The 23,983-nt window shown below is 51.1% G+C and carries 20 protein-coding genes and 1 pseudogene; 16 read left to right on the top strand and 5 right to left on the bottom strand.

What is annotated here, in order from left to right:
* The 3 genes from F591_RS31735 to F591_RS0123375 all read right to left on the bottom strand — a co-directional run.
* A partial coding sequence (locus tag F591_RS31735) for a transposase (protein ID WP_211217609.1) occupies window positions 1-192 on the bottom strand: 192 nt, incomplete at its 3' end.
* A 307-nt stretch (window positions 193-499) separates the two neighbouring features.
* Window positions 500-706 (bottom strand): hypothetical protein, encoded by a 207-nt coding sequence (locus F591_RS33085; protein WP_019537032.1) that lies wholly within the window; start codon window positions 704-706, stop codon window positions 500-502.
* A 248-nt stretch (window positions 707-954) separates the two neighbouring features.
* Window positions 955-1,917 (bottom strand): DMT family transporter, encoded by a 963-nt coding sequence (locus tag F591_RS0123375; protein ID WP_019537031.1) that lies wholly within the window; start codon window positions 1,915-1,917, stop codon window positions 955-957.
* Between the two features lie 310 nt (window positions 1,918-2,227).
* Between F591_RS0123375 and pdxR the strand changes: the two genes are divergently transcribed.
* The 11 genes from pdxR (at window position 2,228) to F591_RS0123325 (ending at window position 15,895) form a co-directional block, all read left to right on the top strand.
* Window positions 2,228-3,451 (top strand): MocR-like pyridoxine biosynthesis transcription factor PdxR, encoded by a 1,224-nt coding sequence (gene pdxR, locus F591_RS28880; RefSeq protein ID WP_245581117.1) that lies wholly within the window; start codon window positions 2,228-2,230, stop codon window positions 3,449-3,451.
* 29 nt (window positions 3,452-3,480) lie between these two features.
* A complete protein-coding gene (locus F591_RS33080; RefSeq protein WP_245581116.1) occupies window positions 3,481-3,630 on the top strand; it encodes a hypothetical protein in 150 nt (49 codons plus the stop codon).
* A gap of 211 nt (window positions 3,631-3,841) precedes the next feature.
* Window positions 3,842-4,213, top strand: a complete 372-nt coding sequence (locus tag F591_RS0123365) for a hypothetical protein (RefSeq protein WP_019537030.1) — start codon at window positions 3,842-3,844, stop codon at window positions 4,211-4,213.
* Window positions 4,214-4,348: 135 nt separating this feature from the next.
* Window positions 4,349-5,437 carry a glycoside hydrolase family 88/105 protein gene (locus F591_RS0123360; RefSeq protein ID WP_019537029.1) on the top strand — a complete coding sequence of 363 codons (1,089 nt, stop codon included), beginning with the start codon at window positions 4,349-4,351 and terminating at the stop codon, window positions 5,435-5,437.
* Between the two features lie 1,201 nt (window positions 5,438-6,638).
* The gene (locus F591_RS0123355; protein WP_040742397.1) at window positions 6,639-7,940 is read left to right on the top strand and encodes a four-carbon acid sugar kinase family protein; all 1,302 of its coding nucleotides are present in this window, start codon (window positions 6,639-6,641) and stop codon (window positions 7,938-7,940) included.
* Window positions 7,937-8,935 (top strand): 4-hydroxythreonine-4-phosphate dehydrogenase PdxA, encoded by a 999-nt coding sequence (gene pdxA, locus F591_RS0123350; protein WP_019537027.1) that lies wholly within the window; start codon window positions 7,937-7,939, stop codon window positions 8,933-8,935. The genes F591_RS0123355 and pdxA overlap by 4 nt, the downstream gene beginning before the upstream one ends.
* 37 nt (window positions 8,936-8,972) lie before the next feature.
* Window positions 8,973-10,136 carry an iron-containing alcohol dehydrogenase gene (locus F591_RS0123345; RefSeq protein ID WP_019537026.1) on the top strand — a complete coding sequence of 388 codons (1,164 nt, stop codon included), beginning with the start codon at window positions 8,973-8,975 and terminating at the stop codon, window positions 10,134-10,136.
* A gap of 116 nt (window positions 10,137-10,252) precedes the next feature.
* On the top strand, window positions 10,253-11,440 hold the full coding sequence (locus F591_RS0123340) for a sialidase family protein (protein ID WP_019537025.1): 1,188 nt from the start codon (window positions 10,253-10,255) through the stop codon (window positions 11,438-11,440).
* Window positions 11,441-11,648: 208 nt separating this feature from the next.
* Complete coding sequence (locus F591_RS0123335; RefSeq protein ID WP_019537024.1) at window positions 11,649-12,935, top strand: SLC13 family permease; 1,287 nt, start codon at window positions 11,649-11,651, stop codon at window positions 12,933-12,935.
* Window positions 12,936-13,017: 82 nt separating this feature from the next.
* Window positions 13,018-13,914 (top strand): 4-hydroxy-tetrahydrodipicolinate synthase, encoded by an 897-nt coding sequence (gene dapA / locus F591_RS0123330; protein ID WP_026326847.1) that lies wholly within the window; start codon window positions 13,018-13,020, stop codon window positions 13,912-13,914.
* Between the two features lie 157 nt (window positions 13,915-14,071).
* Window positions 14,072-15,895: a PrpR N-terminal domain-containing protein gene (locus F591_RS0123325; protein ID WP_019537022.1), complete on the top strand. Its 1,824-nt coding sequence runs from the start codon at window positions 14,072-14,074 to the stop codon at window positions 15,893-15,895.
* 96 nt (window positions 15,896-15,991) lie between these two features.
* On the opposite strand, the gene F591_RS0123320 is transcribed toward F591_RS0123325, so the two are convergent.
* Window positions 15,992-17,446 carry a SpoVR family protein gene (locus tag F591_RS0123320; protein WP_019537021.1) on the bottom strand — a complete coding sequence of 485 codons (1,455 nt, stop codon included), beginning with the start codon at window positions 17,444-17,446 and terminating at the stop codon, window positions 15,992-15,994.
* Window positions 17,443-18,603, bottom strand: a complete 1,161-nt coding sequence (gene yhbH, locus F591_RS0123315) for a sporulation protein YhbH (RefSeq protein ID WP_019537020.1) — start codon at window positions 18,601-18,603, stop codon at window positions 17,443-17,445. Before yhbH ends, F591_RS0123320 begins: the two co-directional genes overlap by 4 nt.
* Window positions 18,604-19,127: 524 nt before the next feature.
* Between yhbH and F591_RS0123305 the strand changes: the two genes are divergently transcribed.
* From F591_RS0123305 to F591_RS33050, 5 genes and pseudogenes are all read left to right on the top strand, one after another.
* Complete coding sequence (locus F591_RS0123305; RefSeq protein WP_019537018.1) at window positions 19,128-20,270, top strand: DUF5050 domain-containing protein; 1,143 nt, start codon at window positions 19,128-19,130, stop codon at window positions 20,268-20,270.
* Window positions 20,271-20,930: 660 nt separating this feature from the next.
* Window positions 20,931-21,188 (top strand): hypothetical protein, encoded by a 258-nt coding sequence (locus F591_RS33070; protein ID WP_026326846.1) that lies wholly within the window; start codon window positions 20,931-20,933, stop codon window positions 21,186-21,188.
* 430 nt (window positions 21,189-21,618) lie between these two features.
* On the top strand, window positions 21,619-21,921 hold the full coding sequence (locus F591_RS0123290) for a group II intron maturase-specific domain-containing protein (protein ID WP_019537017.1): 303 nt from the start codon (window positions 21,619-21,621) through the stop codon (window positions 21,919-21,921).
* A gap of 301 nt (window positions 21,922-22,222) precedes the next feature.
* On the top strand, window positions 22,223-22,366 hold the full coding sequence (locus F591_RS33345; protein WP_281166726.1) for a group II intron maturase-specific domain-containing protein: 144 nt from the start codon (window positions 22,223-22,225) through the stop codon (window positions 22,364-22,366).
* Between the two features lie 1,449 nt (window positions 22,367-23,815).
* Window positions 23,816-23,983, top strand: a pseudogene (locus F591_RS33050) (IS256 family transposase); the annotation flags it as partial.

The raw sequence follows: 23,983 nt of genomic DNA, 5'->3' as shown, positions 1-23,983 counted from the left end.
GTCAATTTTACCATAACGGGTATCCAAAGTGCGTTCATAGTAGCCATTGCGGCTGTTCCGCTGATCAGGTTGCTCAACTTGAAGGAAGTTGCTGAGTTCTTCTTTCATGAGGAGCTCAATCTTCTCTTGAACAAAGTTCTTCACAAGATTTTCAAGTAGATCTGGGAGGCCTAATTCGTGTACAGTAGTCATGAGTAGGGTTCCATCCTTTCAGGTGACTTCGCAATCTCTGAGGATACCCTACTTTTTTGTCGCCTGGAAGGCTCCAAATCATGGTACACAAACAATTGTACATCATCCTACCTAGTTACCTTACATCTAAAAAAGGGTACGATTCAGCAAAATAGCGTTTGTCACTTGCGTTAGAGACGATATTGGTGGCCAGATAAGCGGCTATCGGGGACCCTGTGCCCCAGGCAGGGGCCCGCGTCCAATACGTTGTGCGCGCTTTATAGCCGAACCCGCGGGGAGAGACGCCGATGACGAGCGATTTCTTTTGTCATCGGTCGTCACCTGCGGGGTTGAAAAATTCGCCGGAGGGTTCCGTCCAATTTTTCAAGATAGCGAGCAAATGTTGTATTTTGTACAACAAAAATGGGAGGATAACCCCTATTTGCAGCTCAATGTTGTAAAAAGTGCAACAATTTGGGCGGTATTCCCGGATTTGAAGCCAACCGCCCTTAAATTGTTGCACAAAATACAACATTCTCCTTCTTCTGGGGCGAAGAGTCCGGAAAATGTTGTATTTTTTGCAGGATTCGTCGCTTCATGTGCCGGAGTGTACCGGAGTGTGCCCGGGGAGGGACAGCGCTAGCGCGGAGTTCGAACGCTCCACGGAATTCGAGGGCCGCTGGCTGAGCAATCCCTGTCGCAGCAATCGCAGCAAAATATGGATTTGCACGCTAAAGGACCTTGCCGAAGGCAAGGTTTTTCTTTTTCGACGTCCGAACGTTTTCAGCTGGGCTCAGCGTCCTTCCGCTTCGCCGCCGGCTTCGACTGCGGCTGCTGTCTGACCGCGATCAGCACGATGCCCAGGATGACGAGAACCCCTCCGGCCCACTGGAGCCAGAAGGAACGTTCGCCAAGCAGCGTGACCGACAGCAGCAGGGAGGTGAAGGGCATCAAGCCGGAAAACGCCGCCGCCGTCGAGACGCGGCATCTTTGGATGCCGGCGTACCAGAGGATGAATGCCAGAGCCGTTACGACCGGACCGTACCAGACGAGCGCCAGCCATTCGCTCCATGCTAGATGGGGCAGGACGGCGGCGGGGCGCTCGAAGAGGGCGGGAACGGCGCTGAGCGCGAAAGCGATGGCGGTTACCAAGGCGGTCTGCGCCATCGGGTGAAGCTTGTCCCGCTGGGGTGTTCCGCCTGCCGCGGCGAATTTTCGCGACAGCACATTAAACAGCGATTCGCTCGACGCGGCACAGCACACCAGGGCGTTGCCCGCAAGATGCTCGGGGGCGAAGCTGCCGATCGCTCCGGTGGAGGACACCATTTGGAGCAGGCCCATGCCGGCGATCGTGCTGGCAATACCGAGGAGCGCAAGCCTGTCTGCCGATTCTCTCAGCAGCAGTCTGGCGAGAACGACGGTGACGGCTGGCGTCGCCCCGGTCAAGATGCCGGCTTCCGCCGAGCTTGTAAGCTCGAGTCCGCTGAGCAGGAAGAAGCGAAACAGCACAATGCCGAAAAGCGCCTGGAGAAACAAAAGCGCCCAATCTCTGCCAGGCAGCCGGCGGCCGCCCCGCGCAAGCTCCTTCCAGGCCAGCGGCAGAAGGATGAACAGCGCAAGAAATAAGCTGACTGCGGTAATGGTGAACAGGCCGAGATTGCCGCTGAAATATCGGGCCGTGACGACAGAAGTGCCCGCCAGCGAAAAGGCGCCGGCCAGAAACAGCATGCCTTGGATTCGTTCCAATCGATCACCCCCCTCTTGCATTCCAAAAACATGATACAATCTTAGGGAACATACAACGGCGCGAAAAGAGCCAGTTCAGCGCGAATTCACAAGGACAGTGGAGGGGTACCAGGACAGTGGAGGGACACCAGGACAGTGGAGGGACACCAGGACAGTGAATTCACCAGAACTGTGGAGGGACACCAGGACAGTGAATTCACCAGGACTGTGGAGGGACACCAGGACAGTGAATTCACCAGGATTGTGGAGGGACACCAGGACAGTGAATTCACCAGGACTATGGAGGGACACCAGGACAGTGGAGGGGCGTATGTGGGGGATCGAACTGCAGAGGGAGAGCGAAGTGCCTTTGAAGCGGCAGCTTTACCTGGCATTGCGAGAGCGCATTGTGAGCGGACGTATGCAGGCTGGAGAGGCTCTGCCATCGACCCGGGAATTGGCCGGCGCCATCCGCGTCTCCCGCAATACGGTGAACGAAGCATATGAGATGCTGGCGGTTGAAGGCTTCGTCGTGAACCGCCAAGGGGCGGCAACGCGCGTGGCGGAAGGGCTTGTGCTTGAGCGCCCCCCTGATGCGGCAGCGCCGGAGGATGATCCGCAGCCTGCTTCGTATGCGGCGGATTTCCGCACCGGCCAACCGGATTTGCGGCAGTTTCCGCGCTATTTGTGGCAGCAGATGATGAATAAGGCGCTGCGGGAGATGCCGGCGGCTTTGCTAGGTTATACCGGCCCGCAGGGACTGGCCAGGCTTCGCGAGGAAATCGCCGCCTATTTGCTGCGCAGCAAAGGCTTGTCCGTAGCTGCGGACCATATTTTTATTACGGCGGGAGCTACTCATGCCCTGAATTTGATCGCCGACCTGCTGGATGAGGACGGGAAGCCGATCCTGGTCGAAGATCCGTGCAATCGCGGGATGCTGCAGGCGTTGGCGAATCGCGGCCATGCCATCCGGCCGATTCCCGTCGATGCCTCCGGACTAATGACGGATCGCTTGAGCGGCCTAAGCAGCTGCGCGGTGTATGTGACGCCGTCCCACCAATTTCCGTTAGGCGGCATTTTGCCGGCCGGGCGCCGCGCCGCCCTGATTCGCTATGCGAGAGAGCAGAACAGCTTCATCGTGGAGGACGATTACGACAGCGAGTTCCGATATTTCGGCGATCCGGTCGCGCCGCTCTATGCGATGGACCCCGAACGGGTCATCTATGTCGGCACCTTCAGCAAAGTGCTGTTCCCCGCGCTTCGCATCGGCTATGCGATCGTTCCGCGGCGGCTGCATCAGCGCTGGCGCCGGCTGCGGACTTATTCGGACGTTCAGAATCCTCCTTTCGAGCAGGCGGCCCTTGCCGAGCTGCTGCATACCCGAAAGTTTGACCGTCATCTTGCAGCAATGAGAAAGCTCTACGGGGAGCGCCGCCAGCGGCTGCTGTCCTCGCTGCGGGAACATTTTGGAGACGGTTGGAGAAGCTGGGGGGACGCGGCGGGACTGCACCTTGCCGTGGAGTTTCCGGACGTGTATTTGACGATGCTTTCGTAAACGGCTGCCAGGCTGGCGGAATTCGCCTTGTGCCTGTCGAATATCACTGTATCCGTAAAGGCGCGCATGCCGACAAGCTGCTGCTTGGCTACGGGCATTTGGAGCCGGAGGAGATCGAGCGTGGCGTCTTGCTGTTGAAGCAGGTTTGGCACGGGATGCGGACGTCTGCGCTTCGCTAAGCAGAGCGGCAGCGCCTCGCCAAGCAGACTGGCAGCGCCTTTTCTGCGCAAGCTGCATGAGCTCACATGGCAGACTGGCCAAGCCCAGGCTAACCGCTTTATGCTTGACGGATCGATCCAAATCACCGCCGCTAGAGCAGCGACCGATTATACATTTTCCTCCAACTGGAAATGCTAGTAACGATCGAGAAACAAGGGAGGGTATAATCGGATGAAAGAGCTGTTGGATGAGGCGGCCAAAGCGGTCCGGTCGCTGGAGGATGCGTTGGAAAGGGAGCGGCTCGCTTGCGGCTTCGCGGTGTCGGACAAGGCCGACCGTTTCTATACGATGCTGCTGCTTCAGGTGCGGCTGGATTGCTGGCGCGGCTGGCTGCGCAAGCTGGAGAGCTATTCCCGTCGCCGGAGCGTTCCGGTCGAGCGAAGGAGCGCGGAGCTGGCGAAGCGCATCGAGTCGGAGAAGCGGACCGTTCCGGGCTTCGTGACGGAAGAGACGCTGCAGCAGCTGCTGGAGCACATCCGCAGGCTTGAAGGGCAGCTGGAGTCGGGGCAAATCGGGCTGCAGGAACGGCACGGCGCCGGCTAAATGCAAAAAACGATGAGTGAAATCAAAAAAATTCAAAGAAAAACGGATAAAAAACAATAATTTGATATTGTGAATCTCTCCGACTCTTGGTATGGTTAATAACAGGAACGCATCAAGAATGAAGGGGAGATTGTTTTGCCAAATCTTATTTTTCAGGAACAGACGATCAAGGACGCGATAGACCGGATCGTCGACCGCACATTCAAGATGGATTTCACGTGGGATTGGCCGGCAGGGGTCGCCTTGTACGGCGTCAGCCAGGCGTACCGGGCGACGAATAACGAGAAGTATCTCGAGCATCTGGTCCTCTGGGTCGACGAGCAGCTGGAGGAAGGCATCCCGCCGCTGACGGTCAACGCCGTGTCGATCGGCCACACGCTGTTGAGCCTGTACGAAGCGACGCAGCAGCAGACTTATCTCGATACGGCGGTGCGGATGGCCGAGCACCTGAAGCATGAAGCGGTGCGCTTTGCGGACGGCATATTCCAGCATACCGTATCGCAAAATTACAACTTCCCCGAGCAGGCCTGGGTCGATACGATGTTTATGGCCGGGTATTTCCTGATTCGCATCGGCACGCTGCTGGGCCGCGACGATTTCCTCGAGGACGGCCTGCTGCAGTATCACGGGCACGAGGAGTTTTTGCAGGACGAGAAGACGAACCTGTATTACCATGGCTGGGACAACCTTGCGGGCAACAACATGTCGGCGGTATTCTGGGCGCGCGGCAATTCCTGGGCGGCCTATACGATGTCCCAGGCGCTTCATATCGTGGAGGTGACGCATCCGTCGTATATGAAAATGTACGATTCGCTCCGCGATCAGCTCAGCACGCTGGTGCGCCTGCAGTCCGAGGAAGGCTTGTGGCATACGGTCGTCAACGATCCGACCGCTTATTTGGAGACGTCCGGCTCCGCCGGCATCGCGGCGGCGCTCGTCCGCTACAACGAGGCGATCGGCGCGCCGATGTACAACAAGTATATACAGAAGGCGATCTCCGGCGTTTTGAGCCGGGTGTCGGACAACGGGACCGTGCTGGACGTATCGGCAGGAACCGCCGTCATGAAGGACGCGGAAGGATACAAGGGCGTGCCGCGCAAGCGGATTCAAGGCTGGGGGCAGGGCCTGGCGCTTGTCTTCCTGTCCTCCCTGCTGCATTACAAATGGGCGGACCGCGCAGCGGGCGGGGCCGATCAGCCGGCGGAAGCGGTCGATGCGGTATAACCCGCTTTGCAGCGAGCAGCGCGGCGCAGCGAAGCGCGGGCGAGCCTGAGCGGCACGGCACCGGCTCGCTGACCGAAAAAACCTTCAATTCCTTAACGGAGTTGAAGGTTTTTTCTTGTTGTCATCGGTCGTCGCCTGCGGTTTATGAAGTTCAGCGTGTGGAAACCGCTGAATTTTTCGAGTGAGTGAGCAAATGTTGCATTCTGTACAACAAAAACGGGGGATCAACCGTATTCGCTCGCGACTCGAAATTGCAGAACATGCAGCATTTCGGGCGCTGTTCCCGGGTTTGAAGCCAATCGCGCCCCAATTGTTGCACCAAATACAACATTCCCCTCTCTCTTATGCGATGGATACGGAAAATGTTGCATTTTTTGCAGGATTCGTCGCCTCATGGACTCGGGTGTATTCGTAGAGGGGCTTGCAATCTGATGATCGGGGAGCGGAGCGCCTCATGCACCCGAAGAGGGGGCGCGCTAACACAAAGTTCGAACATTAACGCGATTCGATCACTAACACGGAGTTTGGAATGTTAACGCGATTCGATCACTAACACGGAGTTTGGAACGTGAGCGCAAGCTCAACCGCTAACGCGAAGCTCGCGGGTTGCCGGCGCGCCTGAGTATCCCCGCTCGGAGCAGCGTATGAGTTTGCACCATATCAAACCGTTGCCGAAGGCAACGATGCAGCGACAAGCTTTACGCGCGTTGGCGGTGCGGCTCCGGCTGCTTTGGGCAAGCGGCCTGACGGTTCGATTCGTCGCTGATGTGCGATACGATTCATGTGCAAAACGAGCGACTTCTAAGAGGGCAACGAAGTGCCGAGGCGTAAAAGTGATATTTGCAACAAAATGATATGTTTAATTTTGCAACATTAATAAATGTTTCATTATCCCCCCTCCCCCATTTGACGCCCTGTCGATGAAATAAGTCGAGGCGGACCTATCTTGCAATCCCCGCCCGCAATGAAATTTATGTGTGATTTTTGTGTTTTGCATTGGGGGTGTGTTGAAAAATTAATCACTTCTCAAACTTTCAAGCCATTATCTATTGAGAAGAGGCGTTTTTTGGATTAATAATGAATATTTTGCAACACAAATCTTCAAATTTACTAAAAAGTATTGCAATATTTTCTGATTGCTGTTATATTTAGCTTATGAAAATGCTTGCAACAATCGTTTTGGAAGGAAAGGGGGGTGTAAGTGTTGAAAATTGCAATAATCGCAGATGATTTAACAGGGGCTAATGATAGCGGCGTGCAGTTGGCCAAGAGCGGGATGAGCACATCCGTTATTATGGAGTTGAAGGATGAAGCGATAACCGGGCAGGATGCTGTTGTGGTCGATACAGACAGCCGTTCGGTGCCGGCCGGCGAAGCTTATGAAAGAGTGAAGGAAGCGGCGCAATTTTTTCAGAGAAATCGTTTTGATACGATCTATAAGAAGCTGGACTCAACGCTGAGAGGCAATCTCGGAATAGAGTTAGATGCAATATACGACACTTTACATCCTGATTTTATAATCATTGCACCGGCCTTTCCGATGAATGGAAGGATTACATTAAACGGATTTCATTTTCTCAATGACCGCCTGCTGCACGAAACGGAGGTCGCTCTGGATCCCAAAACGCCTGTAACGGAATCTTATATTCCGAAATTATTGTTAAAGCAAACAAAGCGGAAAGTCGAAGTCATTAATTATAAGGAATTGCGTGCGGGAGCAGATTATTTGAAACAGAGGCTCAAGGAATTGAAGGAACAACATATTCCTTATATTGTTTTCGATTCTTCGAGCGAAGACGATTTGAAAGCGATTGTGGAGTCGGTTTCGCAAACTTCCTATAAAGTGGTTTGGGCTGGCTCGGCGGGATTGGTTCATTATTTGCCCGTCGCGAAGAAAGCGAATCCACAGAAGCAGCGGCAAATTCCGGCTTCCCCTTCCCATCCAAGCGTTCTCTTGGTGATCGGGAGCGTGAGCAGGGAATCAAGAAAGCAGCTAGGCTTCCTGCTTGCTGCGCCTGACGTAGAAGGCATTGAGCTTCGAGCGGAGCAGGCAGTTTCCGATTCGGAAGCTCGGGCTATAGAAAAACGCAGAGTCATTGCCGAAATTGACGATATTGTAGCCAGAGGAAAGCACATTGTTCTATATTCTTCCGGAGAACCGGAGGATATTCGCAAAGCGGTTGAAGCGGGAATGCGCAGAGGATTAAGCCGGAAGCAAGTCAGCAACGAAATATCCGTCGTTTTGGGCGAAATTGCTGTTGAAATCCTGAATCGTTTTGATATTCGGAAAGTGGTTCTTACAGGCGGCGATACGGCCAAACAGGTATGTACCCGGATCGGGGCAGAGAGACTGGAATTGGTTGGCGAAGTCGAAACGGGCGTTCCGATTGGAAGGTTAACGGGAGCCAAAGAGCTGTATGCCGTTACCAAAGCGGGCAGCTTCGGTACAGAAAAGGTTTTGCTTCATTCCGTGCAAACATTGATTGGGGAGAGACGGCTATGAAACCTATTATTGGAATTACGATGGGGGATGCGGCTGGGGTCGGTCCGGAAATCATTGTTAAGGCGCTTGCTCATGCTAAGTTGCGGGAGCTGTGCCGGCCTGTAGTCATCGGCGACGCCAAAATATTGCAGCGTGCCGCACAGATCGTTGGCAGTCATGCAGAGATTCACCGGGTAAGCGCTGTTCACGAAGCTTTGTTTCAAGAAGATGTTATCGATTGCCTGGATATGGATTTATTGCCCGCAGATTTGCCGTTTGGCGAAGTATCTGCTGCAGCGGGGGATGCCGCTTATCAATTTGTGGCCAAAGCCGTCGAGCTTGCGCAGCAAGGCGACATTCATGCGATATGTACGGCTCCTCTTAATAAAGAAGCGATGCATAAGGGAGGGCACCATTACCCGGGGCATACCGAAATTTTGGCGCATTTGACGGGGACGAAGGAATATTCCATGATGCTCTCCTCGCCGGAGCTCAAGGTGATTCATCTGACCACACATGTCGGCTTGATTCAAGCGATTGAAATGATTACGCCCGAGCTGACTTATTCCATTGTGAAGCTGGCTCACCAGACGCTGACAAGAGCCGGATATACGGCGCCGCGCATCGGAGTATGTGGCATCAATCCCCATGCCGGCGAGAACGGATTGTTCGGCAATGGGGAAGAGGAAGAGAAGCTTGTTCCCGGAATTGAAAAGGCCCGTCTGGAAGGAATCCATGTAACCGGGCCGCACCCTGCGGATACCTTGTTTTTTAGAGCGGCCAGGGGAGACTTCGATGTTGTAGTCGCTTGCTATCATGATCAGGGCCATGGACCCGTAAAAGTAAGAGGCATCGAGGCGGGAGTAAATATTACCGTAGGCCTAAAAGGAGGGATCATCCGCACATCCGTTGACCATGGCACTGCCTTCGATATTGCCGGCAAAAATATAGCTGATGAACGAAGCATGATTGAGGCCATTCGAGCGGCCGTAGAATTGGCGCCTAAAGGAAATTGACAAGCTGATATATTTTATAAGGGAGCTGAGCAGCACGATGACCTATGATGGAACTTATTCGCTGTTGAACGTCGGAAAAATATTTGCCGGTCCAAACAGCATCGAGAAAATAGCAGATATCGTCAAAGAGTGCAATGTGCAGAAGGTTCTCTTGATCACCGCTAAAGGCGTGTGGGATGCAGGCTTGGTCGCCAGGCCCGTGGCCCTGCTTGAATCGGCAGGCATTCAAGTCGATGTCATCAACCATACGCCGCCAGAGCCCGAGATTGGGCATGTCAACGAAATTTTTAATCTGGCCAAAGAAAAAAACAGCCAGATGGTGATCGGGATTGGCGGAGGAAGCGCGATGGATGTCGCCAAGATCGTAGCCTTGATGTTCACGAATCAGGTTCCGCTTAAAGATATGTTGGGGATCGAAAAAGTGAAAAATCCCGGCCTCCCGACGCTGTTAATTCCAACAACGGCGGGCACTGGCGCTGAGGTGACCCCGAACGCCATCGTGCTTGTTCCCGAAGAGGAGTTAAAGGTCGGAATCGTAAGCAGCAAAATGATGGCCAATTACGTCATTCTTGATCCGCTGCTGACATTGGGCCTGCCGCAAGCGATTACAGCCTTTACCGGGGTTGATGCTTTGGCTCATGCGATCGAATGCTACATTTCCAAGAAAGGGAATCCGTTCAGCGATATGTATGCCTTGCAAGCGGTTCGGCTGATCTCAAGAAGCTTGCGAAAGGCGTATCGCGACGGCCAAGACGTGGAAGCGCGCCACGACATGATCCTCGGGTCCATGTACGGCGGCATATGTATCGCCACCTCAAGCACGACGGCCGTTCACGCTCTGTCTTATCCGCTCGGCGGAAAATACCGAATCCCTCATGGGTTGTCGAATGCGATTTTGTTGCCGTCGGTCATGGAATATAATCTCGATGCGTGTGAGCACAAATTCAGGGATATCGCCGAAGCGATGGGACTTGACATCGCCGGCCTCAGCACCAGACAAGCAGCCGAGAAAATGATCGAGAATCTGTATTCCCTCCTGGCTGATATTAATATCGAATGCACATTGCGCGACAAAGGAATTCGCGAGGAAGATCTGGACGGCCTGGTCGAAGCGGCTTCCAAGGTGACCCGATTGCTGGATAACAATCCTAAAGCGATGACGAGGCAAGATATGCGGGCGATTTATCAAAAATTATTGTAAGTCAAGCTTTCGGCAACGCTGCGAAAAGCCGCTGCTGCTAGCGATGTAAGCGGTGTAGAAGAGCTCATCCGATTGGCTGAATCCTGTCCCCAAAACACCTGAACGGAGTGATCGAAATGACCAGTAAAATATTGTTTCATCATGAATTGAGAACCGTTGAACCGGGAAGAACGGATGCCTATCTGCCAAGCGATTGCGTACAAAACCATGCATCCAATATTTTGCCGCTGGACAACGGCGATCTTCTTTGCGTATGGTTTGCCGGAACGCAAGAAGGAATTCCCGATATCTCCATTTACATGTCCAGGCTGAATAAAGGGGAATCGGAATGGTCGAAACCGGTGAAGCTCTCCGATGATCCCACCCGGTCCGAGCAAAATCCGATTCTGTTTTCGGCCCCCGATGGCAAGCTGTGGCTGATTTATACGGCGCAAAAATCGGGGAACCAGGATACGGCCATCGTTCGATATCGAATTTCCGAAGACCATGGCTACACCTGGGGGCCGATTGAAACCTTGTTTGGCACGCCCGGAACGTTCGTCCGCCAGCCTGTCGTTGTATTGGATAACGGAGAATGGCTGCTCCCGGTATTTTACTGTGTAGTATCCCCGGGCGAGAAATGGGTAGGCGATAACGATTACAGCGCCGTAAAAATTTCCAGCGACCAAGGACGAAGCTGGACCGAATATGCGGTTCCGAACAGCACCGGATGCGTGCACATGAATGTGGAGAAATTGCCCGACGGCTCCTTGCTCGCGCTGTATCGCAGCCGGTGGGCAGACTTCATCTATATGAGCTATTCCTATGACAACGGCAGAACATGGACGGAGCCGGTTCCAACCGAATTGCCCAACAATAACTCGTCGATCCAATTCACCAAACTGAATAACGGAAACCTGGCTCTTGTCTACAATCATATGAATGCGGAGAACTGCACCGAGCGTAGAACATCGCTTTATGACGATATTGAAGATGAGGAAGAGGGGAATAACGAATCCTCGACGGCTGCCGTCCTGGAGGAAGACCCCAACAAGAAGAAAGCTTTCTGGGGAGCTCCCCGGGCACCGATGACGATCGCGCTATCCGAAGACGGAGGGAAAACCTGGTCTTATTCCAGAAACTTGGAGATTGGCGACGGTTATGCCATGACCAACAATTCCAAAGATCAGCTGAACAGAGAATATTCTTATCCTTCTGTCAAACAAACGCCGGACGGCACGATTCATGTCACCTTCACTTATTTCAGACAGCGAATCAAATATGTCGCGGTAACGGAAAGCTGGATTAAAGCAAGCGATCAATAACGAATGCAATGCCGCAAACAGGAGGCAGCCCCGTCAGACGGGGCTGCCCAAGCGGGGCGCGAACGGTCTGACACAACAACCTGGCATCGCGAAAAAGTTCATCGGTTTTCTATAGGTAATCATGTAAGCATTTTCATTTCTGCTTTTCATCATAATCTGTGAGAATGAGGCCAATCTACAAACTATCCATGAAAGTGAGCGAATAAACATGACAACGGCCATGATTCTTGCCCTTGCTATCTTGATCCTGATGATTGTAATGATCATGTCGGACAAATTTGCTTTCGGCGCGCCGCCGCTCCTGGCCTGCTTGCTCTTGGTCGTCACCGGTCTGTCCACCGTTCAGGAAGCTTTCGCAGGCTTCGTGAACCCAAGCGTAATTATGATTGCCGGCTTTATGGTTGTGATGGCGGGACTAATGAAGACCAGCTTGATCGGCAAAGTTCAGTCCTCTATGCTCGCTTTAGTAAACAGGGGCGGTTATAAGAGCTATGCCCTTCTGATCGTCGTCGTTATGCTTGGCGCCAGCTTGGTTGGTTCCGGCTCCACGGGGTACTATGTGCTGATTCTTTCGCTGCTGACGACAATTCCTTATAATAAAAAAATGCCTACGTCCAAGCTGGTCATGCCTCTTGGGTTTGCCACGAACCACCCGTTGATTCCTTTCAACGTAGCCCTCTTCTATGGCGTTACTGTCAGCGTACTGGAGACGGCAGGTTATACTGGCGGGCTTTCCGTGTCGAAATTTGCTGTAGTGAATTTCATCATGGCGCTTGGCTTCCTGGCATGGAGTCTGGTTGCGTACCGTCTTTTGCCGGATCATCCGATCATGGAAGCCTCTGCTGACGATCAGGCGGGGCAGGGTGCGACAAGCGAAGCTTTGCCTGCATGGAAAGAATACTGCACCATCGCGGCATTTGCCGTCAGCGTGATCGGCATGATGCTGATGAGCTCGCTGGGGAATGCGGCCTATGTTATCCCTGGCCTTGCCGGAGCGTTCTTGTTAATGATCAACGTGCTTGATTTCAAGGAAGTCCGGGATAATATGGGGGCCCCTGTCATTCTGATGATGGCTGGCGTCATCGGCGTCGCCGACGCGCTGGCTAACTCCGGATTTACCGTGATGATCGGCGACATGGTGGCCGGTGCATTGGGCACGAATATAAGCCCATTCCTGCTTATCCTCATCTTCGCGCTGCTAACGAGTACCTGCGCTACGTTTACGGGTTCGAATATGGGGTCTGTATACATCTTTGCGCCAATCGCTATTGCAACCAGCCTCAGTCTGGGGCTGAATCCGGTTGCGGCCGCAACGGCCGTTGTCATATCCGGATGGAACGGCGGCTACATGCCGGTCGATGGGATGCCTGCCATGATTTTAGGCATGGGGAAATATAAGCTTCCGCAGTTTTGGCTGTTCTCTGTGCCGATGTACCTGATCCGCATCTTGGTGCTGTGCGTAGCTGCTATGCTTGTGTTCCCTGTGAGCGGATAAAGGATGCAACAACTGCTAGGTTAAGCGGGACGCGACGAACGAAAGATGAAAAAATACGTTGGATCGGAGAGTGGACAACAATATGATCATCCCGCAAGGTATTCTTCCTGCTTTGGTAACGCCTTTTAAAGACGATGAGTCGTTGGACGAGAACGCGCTTCGCCAGTTAGTTCGCAGAGCGGTCGAATCCGGAGTTCACGGTTTGTTTTGTCTCGGAACGAACGGGGAGTTCTTCTCATTGACAACAGCGGAAAAACTGCGCATTACAGAGATTGTCGTCGAGGAAGCGAATGGTCGAGTTCCGGTTTACGCCGGGGCAGGCGGTATCGGCACCAACGAAACGAAAGCGTTAATCCGGGATATGGCCGCTCTCGGCGTCGATGCGGTTTCGGTCATTACCCCTTATTTCTTAAGCTTTACGCAGCAAGAACTGCGGGATCATTATTTGCGTTTGGCGGATTCTACAGCGTTGCCCATCGTGCTTTATAATATCCCTGCACGCACAGGCAATGCATTGGCAGCCAAAACGGTAGCAGAGTTAAGCAAGGTTCCCAATATCGTCGGGATCAAAGATAGCAGCGGAAGCTTCGATAATATTTTGCAATATATTGCCGTTACAGAACATGATGATCGATTTTCCGTATTGGCCGGCACGGATTCGTTGATCCTGCCTACGCTCATGTCCGGCGGAAAAGGGGCGATCTCGGCAACCGCAAATGTGTTCCCTAAGCAAGTCGCTGCCATCTACGAAAACTGGAAGAAGGGCGACTTTGTCGCGGCAGAGAAGGCGCAGGGGGTGCTTCGGGAGCTTAGAAACCGCTTCGGCCTGGGAACATTGCCTTCCGTATTAAAAGAAGCGATGAATATGATCGGCTTGCCGGCCGGTTGCTCCAGATTGCCCGTAGCGCCGTTAACGGCGCAAGCCAGGGCGGAATTGGCGATGACGATGCAAGCATACCGCGATCAAGGCTTGGTCTAGAGAGTATTCCTTTAATGATGTCAGCTTAGGTGACTGTAAGAGGACATTGCGACACATGTTCGTCTTACAGTCATTTTGTTATGCAATCCATAATTTTTTTCTGCATCAAAGTAAGCTATAATAAAGGCAATCAATGGACAAACTACGAGGTAGTTATATGAAAATAAAAGCATTAGTTATCGCTCCCTATCCGGGGCTGGTGGAGTTGACCACGAGTTTAAAGGACGAGCTTCAGGATTTCGATGTCGATATCATCCAATCCGATTTATCCGAAGTGCTGCCCATTCTCGAACAGATCGAGAAAGGCGATTATGACTTGCTGATCAGCCGCGGCGGCACGGCCCAACTGTTGCGGGATCATTCCTCTTTGCCGGTGGTCGAAATTCAAGTATCCGGATATGATATTTTGCGTATGCTTGTCCTGGTCAAAGATTATAAAGTGAACATGGAAGTCATTGGATTTAAAAATATTATCGATGGCTTCGTCTCGGTTTCCAATATTATGAACATCGATATTCCTGTCACTGTTATTGCTCATGAGGATGAAGTGAACGGCATACTTGAAAGGGCCAAGGATAGCGGAGTCAAGCTTGTGCTAGGCGATACGGTGACGACCAGGAAAGCAGCCGAATATGGCATCCAGGGCGTCCTGATTACTTCCGGAAAAGAATCCGTGCTTGAAGCGTTCGAGCAGGCCAAGCATATTTTTCGCGTCATGAAGCCTTACAATACGATCAAGGAAACCTACGAGAATTTAATCAACGATCTGGACATTGGCGTCTGCGTTCTGAATGGGAGCGGCGCCCTGCAATTCGCGAACGAGGCGTTCCGCAAAATTTTAAAGCCGCCGATCGAGCTCAAGGATCGTACATTATTCGACAGCTTTCCTTTTTTAAAATACGCGATTGAGACGATGGCATATGGAACCGTATTCGATCACCGTGTGTCTCTGATGGACCCCGGTAAAACGTTTGTCCTAGAGGGCAGAAAGATCGACTACAAGCATAACAAGGACCATTATTATCTGAAAATCTCCGAAAATCAAACGACGGATCATGAAGTCGCCGTCATTTATCACGATGAATCGACCAATCATTACTATCCTTTATTAGTGTTAGGCAAAGATGTCAATGATCAGGCGGTGAATCCGGAATCGGATCTTTTTGAATTTCCGCTTGCGTTATATGGGGAGAAAGGATCGGGGAAAAGATATTTCGGGGAAGCGATTCGCCGAAGATATTTCGATAAAATGATTGAATTAACTATCGCCAGAACTTCCGATTATTCCGTGGAAGCCATCGGCAATATATTGGAAAACTCGGCAGAGGATACGTTAGTTTATATTGGCGGGGCAAGCCATGGGAGCCTGTCGTTTCAGAAAGCGCTTTGCAAAATGCTTCCAACGCTCCGGGCCAAAGTGATCTTTGCTTTCGACGATTCGCTGGAGGCGCTGTTTAATTCCGGACTGCTTGAACAAAGCTTCTATGAACGAATGAACAGCAACAAAATTTTCATTCCTTCCCTTCGCACGCGTTTTCATGATTTGGAGAGCATGGTTCGTTCCTTGATCATTTATTATAACGAAAGACTCGGCAAACAAATCGTTGGCATCAGGCCAGAAGTATTAGCGGCGCTGCAAAATCATGATTGGAGCAAAAACCTGATCGAACTTCAGGAAACGATCAAGCAATTTATTATTTATACGACAGGGGAATATATAACGGAAGAGGTTCTCCCACTGCTTAACGAAGTAAATCTTGACACCCATAGGCTGGCAAGCAAGAGTTCCCGTGCTTTAATTAATCTTAATCAGACCTTGGAAGAGATCGAACGGGACGTTATTATGGCGGTGCTGGAAGAAGAACAGATGAATCAATCCAGGGCAGCCAGACGACTGGGAATTAACCGAACGACATTATGGAGAAAAATAAAGCAAAGTGAAGGAATGACGGACAGAAGCGATGCCGGCCAGGATGAATGAGGGGACGGTCATTCGGCCCGGCCAGGATGCAGGGAAAGGGAGAAGCCCTGAGCGTTCTCCCTGGATGGCGCGTCTCTTATTGATGCAAAGATCCGGTTACAAAAATTTGCGGTGATGCTTCTTGCCGTCGTAACTGAACAGCACCGGCTTCGTCTCCACGACCGACTCGAGATGGACGGGCCGGCCCCACAGCTGGTAAATGTACGGCATCGTCCGTTCCACATACTTCAGGTCAAGCTCGATGCCTTCGTACATTTGCTTCAGGTACAGCTCGCCGTTGTCGGCAAAATTGCCGTTCTCCACCACGATATAAGGGAAGCCGCCGTTGACGCGGGAATAGACGAGCTGGTCGCGGATGTTTTCCCAGCCTTTATCGGTAATTTTCCATTCCTGGCCCTTCTTCTCGAAGACATAGAGGTCGAGCTCCTCGCACAGCTGCTTGGTCAAGTAATTGCGGATGAACGACAGGTCGGAGTCGAATTCGCGCACCTCGAATATTTTTTGCCGCCCCTCGCCGCCGCGGCGGCCGTACCGCTCGCGCTCCTCGCGGCTCGGCGAATCCCACCGCTTCTCGATGTCCTCGAAAATTTTCAAGCCCAAATAGTATGGATTCAGGCTGTGGCGGGACGGAACGACGACGGACGAATTCAGCTTCGCGTATTCGATCGTCTCTTCCTCGGTCAGATCGAGCTCGCGAAGAATGCGCTGGTGCCAATACGACGCCCAGCCTTCGTTCATGATTTTCGTCTCGAGCTGCGGCCAGAAGTACAGCATCTCGTCGCGCAGCATCGTCATGATGTCCCGCTGCCAATCGGTTAAGTACGGTGCGTGCTCCTCGATGAAGAGCATCAGATCTTTTTCCGGCTCGGGCGGGAATTTGCGTCGGCCGGACCCGGACTCCGCGGACGATTCCTTCCGCTTGGAGTCTTCTTCCTTATCGAGGTCCCACAGGTCCTCATAGCCGAACCGCCGCTCGCGGGGTTCCCGCGCGGCGCGATCCTCCGCTTCCTCGCGCCTGCGGTCGTGCGCTTTGGAGCCGCGATACGGCTTCGTAATGAGCGGGTCGATATGCTCCTGGATCGCCAGCACCGCATCGATGAACCGTTCGACCTCCATCTGGCCGAATTCGATCTCGTACTGCCGAATCCGTTCGGCCGTCGCCGACATGCTCTCGACCATATTGCGGTTCGTCTTGGAGAAGCGAACGTTGTTCTTGAAGAAATCGCAGTGCGCCAGCACGTGCGCGACGATCAGCTTATTCTGGATCAGTGAATTGCCCTCCAGGAGAAAGGCGTAACACGGATCGGAGTTGATGACGAGCTCGTAAATTTTGCTGAGGCCGAAGTCGTACTGCATCTTCATCTTGTGGAACGTCTTGCCGAAGCTCCAATGGCTGAAGCGGGTCGGCATGCCGTAGGCGCCGAACGTATAGATGATGTCGGCCGGGCAAATTTCGTAGCGCATCGGATAATAGTCGAGCCCGAACCCGCTGGCGATCTCGTTGATTTCGGCGATGGCGTATTCCAACTGCTTGATGTCGTCGGCGTTCATCGGGCGATCCTCCCTTCGGCCTGCTTGGGGAAGAACGTCTTCAGCGCTTTGTATACTTCCCCTTTCTCGCGAATGATGTAATGCACGAATTTCGGGTCGTGGATGTTGCGGTAGGCGGACATGAGCGTACTGCTGCGGTTGTACTGGTTGACTTCCCCGTAGCCGAACATGTTGCTGCGCTTGATCAGTTCACCGATCAGCTTGACGCACCGCTCGTTGTCGGAGGTCAGATTGTCGCCGTCCGAGAAGTGGAACGGGTAGATGTTATAGCGCGACGGCGAATACCGCTTGTCGATCAGCTCGACCGCGAGCTGGTAGGCGGAGGAGCAGATCGTGCCGCCGCTTTCCCCCTTGGTGAAAAATTCCTCTTCGGTGACCTCGCGCGCTTCCGTATGGTGAGCGATAAACACAATCTCTACATTCTCATATTTCGTGCGCAGAAAGCGGGTCATCCAGAAAAAGAAGCTGCGCGCGATATATTTCTCGAACGAGCCCATCGAGCCCGACGTATCCATGAGCGCCATCACCAGCGCGTTCGATTGCGGGGTGACAATCTCCTCCCATGTCTTGAACCTTAAGTCGTCGGGCGAGATGCCGTGAATGCCCGGCTGTCCTTCGCGCGCGTTGCGGCGCAGGTTCTCGAGAATGGTGCGCTTTTTATCGATATTGGACATGATGCCTTTTTTGCGGATGTCGTTGAAGACGATTTCCCTGGCCGTGACGTTATGCTTCTCCTTCTGCTGCAAGTTCGGCAGCTCCAGCTCTTCGAACAGCATCGATTGCAGCTCTTCCATCTGCACTTCGGCTTCGTAGTAATCGTCGCCGGGCTGATCACCTGCGCCTTCGCCCTTACCGGCTCCCGATTGCGGCGTCGGGTCCACGCCGAGCACGTCGCCGACCTGGCTGTCTCCGTCTCCCTGGCCGACATGCTTGCTTTTGTTGTAATTATAGCGAAAACGATATTCGTCCAGACTGCGGATGGGAACTTTCACAATTTGCTTCCCGTCGGACAAAATAATGCTTTCGTCCGTGACCAGATCGGGCAAATTTTGCTTGATCGCATCGCGCACTTTCTCCTGGTGGCGGGTCTGATCCTGATAGCCCTTGCGGTGCAGCGACCAATCCTCGCGAGAAACGGTGAATGACGGTTCTGTCATGCGGGACACCTCCTCCGAAATGTTCAGTCCCAAGCTTGTGAGCGGCTACTCGGAAAAATTGAGCTTGTTACTAAATATATTCAACCGGGACGGGGATATGTGAGCGTGATGTATGCCTATTTTTTTAGAACGTTCAAACAATTGGCCGGACGCCGAGGGGATCGCGGGAGGGACGAGCGGTCATTTCCCAGGGAATAATGGGATGGAATTATTCGCGGCTGCGTCTTTTTTTACTTGACCGATCGGAATTAGCGCCTTCCAGTTCCTCTTCACCGTGCCAATCCGATTGACTTCAATCCGAAGGACGGCCGACGACGGAATTACGCTGCCGACTGTCTCGAAGGCGATCAGGCACTTAGGCTTGTCTTGAACCGCTATGCCGGTGAGCATTCTGCCTTATTGCGCGCAAATAATTGTCTCCAATTGTGCTTCAACTTGAATTGACCTCGGACCGAAACTTTTTTCGCATTCAAGAAGTCATTATATTGTAAGTGTCTTACAAATTTGATTGGGAGGTAACTTTGGTGAAAAAACTTAAACTCCTCGGAGTTGGGGTAACTGTACTTTTTGTCGTCCTTTGTGTCTTTATAACGCCGAACGTTTTTGCTGATAATGTGGAAAAGCAAATCACAGCATGGTTTAACTCCATTGCCATTAAAGTAAACGGAAAACAGGTGCAGTCTGATAACTTCATTTATGAAGGGACTACTTACGTTCCACTTCGAGCAATAAGCGAACTGCTCGGCAAAGAAGTGATATGGGACAACGATACAAGGACGGTAGAGATTAATGATATGTCCGAAAAAGACGATTTTCAAGGGAATTCGGCAGGGAACTTCTCAAATCTGGGCAAGCTGGTAGGCGACGAAAATTGGATATATTTATCTTATAAAAAACATGTAGCTTCAAATTCTGATGAGGATGGTCTCTATAAAATGAAACCGGATGGAAGCCAAATATTGAAAATAGCTCCGCAGGTCCCCCAATATTTGAACTTGGACGGCCAACATCTTTATTATGCCGCTAACGGAATATATAAGACGGATGTAAACGGAACGGGCTTACAAAAATTAACTGATGCCGGAAATACCTTAATATTAGCTGGAGATTGGTTGTATTTTAACGATGATGACAATAACATCTGGAGAATGGGGAAAGATGGGTCGGATAAGCGAAAGATGGTTGAGGGCAAGTTGGTGGCTGTTGCTGGAAACCGCCTTTACTATACGAAGGACTCGTCCTTATTCGCTACAGATCTTGCCAGTGAAAAAGAGGCGAAACTATATTCATTTACGGCCGAACGATATTCTATCCCCATTGTTCAAAGAGGGAAGATTTATTATACAGACTATAAATCGATCTATCGCCTAAATTCGGATGGAACTAATCAGGAGACTTTGTATACTACAGATAAAGACAATTTGTTTTCAATCAATGTATACGATGGAGAGGTCCTCGTTACAGAAGGGAACAGTGGGAATCATGGAGACAAGAGTTTTGTAAAAATTCCATTGGACGGAGGCGCGCCGCAAAAATCGATCGTTGGCGGTCTTCAGATATTTACAGCACCAACCAATAATTACGTTACCGATTTTTCAGCGGGATACCATTCATGGTATTTCCTTGACCAAGACAAGCGGAGCGAAATAAAGATTGCTTCAGAATAAAAATGTTTCCCCCGAATAGAGCATCGTTGCTGACACATACAAGCGACTGAGACTGGGTAATCTTCGCATGATCTGAGGACGAATGATCGAGATTAGGAGATTCCTAGCCACTTTGGTTAGGAATCTTTTTTATTTCGCGTGCCCAGCTAAGCACGCTTTTTCTAGCCGGTGAAAGTCCGGTCGCGGGAGGAGCCAAGTCCCCGCGTAGCTTGGATGCCTGCGTACGGCGAAATCTGTGCGTAGAAGCGCATCGACGAAAGTACCTGTCAGAGACAGGGCGAGCGACAATACCAGGCCGTAACATAAAGTGAATCCTGCCGCGTCGTCAAAAAGGCCTCGCATGAGGGAAGAGAGGAAGCCGAGTCCCGAGGGTTTGGACGAAGGCCAGGGAAGCTGTTAGGTACTTGGAGCGACAGCGAAGAATCCTCCGGCGTATGGGGATCGGCATGGTATGAAAGAGGATGCAGTGAACTGGGGAGACCCTCCCCTGCACGGAAATGTTTTTTTCGTAGAAGGATGCTCTATAAGCCAAAAAGCGAAGTGAGCCATCCGCGGGAAGGGAGTCCGAGTGGCTCATACTACCGAAGAATGCAGGACAACACAACCTGCGGGAGGGAAGGAGCCCTACTTTGTTCAAGTTTCTTGAGGAGGTACGAGTTAGTGAATGCCAGACGGCTAATGACACCAAAGGAAAACGTTCAACAACTCCAAGAGAAACTAGGTCATGCGGCCAAGGAAAACAAAAAGCGTAGATTTCACGCCTTGTATGACAAGGTCTACCGGCTGGACATCTTGTGGGAAGCATGGCGGAGGGTACGAGCGAATCAGGGCTCGGCTGGAGTGGATGGAGAGACGTTAGCGGACATTGAGAAGCAAGGAGAAGTATTCTTCGTGCACGAATGTCAGCGAGTCCTTTAAAGAAGGGAACTACCATCCGCAACCCGTCAAGCGACACTACATCCCGAAGAAGGATGGAAAGCAGCGCCGCTGGGGGATTCCTACGGTCAGAGACTGTGTCATACAAATGGCAACCAAACTCGTCATCGAACCGATCTTCGAGGCAGACTTTCAAGAAACGCTTTCGGCTTTCCAAAGCGAAGTGCGAAGCAAGCGTTGGAACGAATCCGGAAAGCATGCAACCGCAAAGGAAATTGGGTGGTCGACGTCGACATCCAAGGCTATTTCGACAACATCAATCAAGCGAAGCTGATGAAGCTGGTGAGGAAGTGGTTAGGTGCGGGAGTCATGGAGGAAGGAAACGTTAGGCGCTCGGATTTAGGTACACCGCAAGGAGGAGTCATCTCTCCAATTTCACACCAGCAGTAAGCAACAAGGAGTGCAAAAAGCGATGAGGCAGACGATAAGAGGATGGCGGATGCATTTGAAACCGGATCTGGAGATTAATGACCTGTCAAGAATGTTCAATGCCTCCGTCAGGGGTTGGATTAACTACTATGGCCACTTTTACAAATCGCAATTGTACCCTGTTCTACGTCATATGAATGATGCGCTCGTCAAGTGGGCCCGGCGGAAATACAAGAAGCTGGAGAGACACAAGACGCGGGCTATTCGGCGGCTAGGGAGGCTAGCGAAGAACATTCCCGAACTGTTTGCACACTGGAGATTAGGAATACTGCCAGCGACTGGATAATGGGAGCCAGATGAGCCGAGAGGTTCACGTCCGGTTCTGAGAGGGCCTGAGGGTGCGATTCCCTCGGGCTACTCACCTCGTGGTGATCTGTAAGACGAAGAAAGATGCGGATCGAGCATACGAGCTTATTAAAGCGATTATGGAACGACTAGAGCTAACGCTACATCCAACCAAAACGCGCATCGTCGGATTATGGACAGGGGAAGAGGGCTTCGACTTCTTAGGGATGCATCATCGAAAGACGAAGGCTGAAACATCCAAAGGTCAGGTATACTATACGACCCAACAATGGTTGTGACAAATGGCGGAGGAGCGAATTAAGGAAGTCGTGAAGGAACGATTGGCTCCTCCGAGTATGCGCCACAGGTCATTTCAAGAGCATCTGGAATACTTAAACCCGAAGATACAGGGTTGGCATAACTATTACTACACGGCCTACAGCTAAAAGAAAATGGCGAAGCTGGATTGGTACATTCTCCAGCGACTTACCAGATGGTACGCCAAGAAGCGGCAACGTTCTCGATGGATGAGCTCGGAACGAGAAGTGAAATCATTGATCATACAATATGGGCTAAAAACGCTACTGTAATCTGCATGCACATGAATGACGAACATCGGAAAGCCGTATGAGGAAAAACCTCACTTACGGTTTGATGAGGAGGGGCAGAAATATCTGCCCTTTACTCTAGCTCGTTACACTCGTCCCCTGTACCCCATCACTCGCCGCATTGCAGGCCCAGCAACGATTTACCGGGCATAAATCTAGAGTGGGAGTATTGAGTCACCAGTCAAAGTTAAATAAACGCTTCGCGGTCTTAACTGGTTTACATTGAAAGGATTAGCAGAAACGCCCAATTTCAATTTCGGACAAGCCTGTAAGCTTGGCAATCAGCTGAAGCCAAGCGAATGGCAGACAAGTTGGAAATTCATTACACGCCCAAACACGGAAGATGGCTGAACATGGCTGAAATTGAACTTGGCGTCTCACCGCCAAGCTTTCTCAAGTTATGTCGCCAAAGAAGACATGATGGCACGTGTTGCGGCATGGCAGACTGAGCGGAACGCGTAATGGACTACCTTGAATGGCAATTTACGACGCAAAATGTTTGCATCATCCTTGATTATACTCTAAACCTTAACCGTTATGGAGTACTTTATCCTAAAGTATAGACAGAGCCTTACATATTTTAGGGGTACGTATAATGCTCTAGTTGATATGTACTTCCTTGTGCATTACCTCAGATTGATTTATCATGAGTCTGAAATAAAGAATTCCTCTCTCTGTCAAAGGGAAATTCAAAGCAAATCTCCGTTCTACACAACTTTTATCGTTGTTTGATTCGTTATGTACAATAATACTATCAGAATAAGTTATCACTTCTCCATTATCGTTGGTAACTATAATACGTAATTCCATGATCATTTCGGTAGGGAATTTTTCAAGTTGAATCATTATTGGGAAATACTGTACATATGGAACGGTTGGGATCTCAAATGTAGTGACCTCATTGTTAAAATTAACTATTAAATCATTCTTTAATGTACTAGTTACTTCACAAATTCGAAAATCAATATCCATTGTTTTCTCCCTAATCGATATATTCAATTTTACTGATAATCCCAGAACGATTTAAAGTAATAATGGTGGGTTTTTTTTGGATTTTTAGCATTCTATCTAATAATTCATAATTCCTTATTGGATAGATAGGTATATTTAAGAGTTTCTTTTTTAATAAATTTATTTTCCATTCTGGTCCAAAAAATAAAACTTTTCTTTCATTGTATTTGTATGATGATGTACAATAGTTTGTGTAACCAGAATTTGTGACCTGCAGGCGCAAAAAAAGTAGGGTATCTTGGAGTGTGCGTAAACCACAAGAAAGGAACCCTACTCATGACTACTATACACCAAGATATGCTCGCAGATCTATTTGAAAAACTTGTCACGCAGTTTATTAAAGAGAACCTGGAGTCCATCATGAAAGCTGAAATCAAAAGCTTCATGGAGAATGAACAAGAAAAGCCTAATAGTCGGAACGGATACTACCAGCGCTCTCTTCAG

Source organism: Paenibacillus ginsengihumi DSM 21568 (assembly GCF_000380965.1).
Lineage (GTDB): Bacteria > Bacillota > Bacilli > Paenibacillales > NBRC-103111 > Paenibacillus_G > Paenibacillus_G ginsengihumi.
Note: the sequence above shows the minus strand (reverse complement) of the source record. Positions and strands in the feature narration are given on the sequence as shown.

What these genes read in the sequence shown, in the direction of transcription:
- F591_RS33085 (WP_019537032.1), bottom strand. Translation starts at nt 706, where the DNA reads ATGTTGTATTTTGTGCAACAATTTAAGGGCGGTTGGCTTCAAATCCGG.
- pdxR (WP_245581117.1), top strand. Translation starts at nt 2,228, where the DNA reads ATGTGGGGGATCGAACTGCAGAGGGAGAGCGAAGTGCCTTTGAAGCGG.
- F591_RS0123365 (WP_019537030.1), top strand. Translation starts at nt 3,842, where the DNA reads ATGAAAGAGCTGTTGGATGAGGCGGCCAAAGCGGTCCGGTCGCTGGAG.
- pdxA (WP_019537027.1), top strand. Translation starts at nt 7,937, where the DNA reads ATGAAACCTATTATTGGAATTACGATGGGGGATGCGGCTGGGGTCGGT.
- F591_RS0123345 (WP_019537026.1), top strand. Translation starts at nt 8,973, where the DNA reads ATGACCTATGATGGAACTTATTCGCTGTTGAACGTCGGAAAAATATTT.
- F591_RS0123340 (WP_019537025.1), top strand. Translation starts at nt 10,253, where the DNA reads ATGACCAGTAAAATATTGTTTCATCATGAATTGAGAACCGTTGAACCG.
- F591_RS0123335 (WP_019537024.1), top strand. Translation starts at nt 11,649, where the DNA reads ATGACAACGGCCATGATTCTTGCCCTTGCTATCTTGATCCTGATGATT.
- dapA (WP_026326847.1), top strand. Translation starts at nt 13,018, where the DNA reads ATGATCATCCCGCAAGGTATTCTTCCTGCTTTGGTAACGCCTTTTAAA.
- F591_RS0123325 (WP_019537022.1), top strand. Translation starts at nt 14,072, where the DNA reads ATGAAAATAAAAGCATTAGTTATCGCTCCCTATCCGGGGCTGGTGGAG.
- F591_RS0123320 (WP_019537021.1), bottom strand. Translation starts at nt 17,446, where the DNA reads ATGAACGCCGACGACATCAAGCAGTTGGAATACGCCATCGCCGAAATC.
- yhbH (WP_019537020.1), bottom strand. Translation starts at nt 18,603, where the DNA reads ATGACAGAACCGTCATTCACCGTTTCTCGCGAGGATTGGTCGCTGCAC.
- F591_RS0123290 (WP_019537017.1), top strand. Translation starts at nt 21,619, where the DNA reads ATGAGGCAGACGATAAGAGGATGGCGGATGCATTTGAAACCGGATCTG.
- F591_RS33345 (WP_281166726.1), top strand. Translation starts at nt 22,223, where the DNA reads ATGGCGGAGGAGCGAATTAAGGAAGTCGTGAAGGAACGATTGGCTCCT.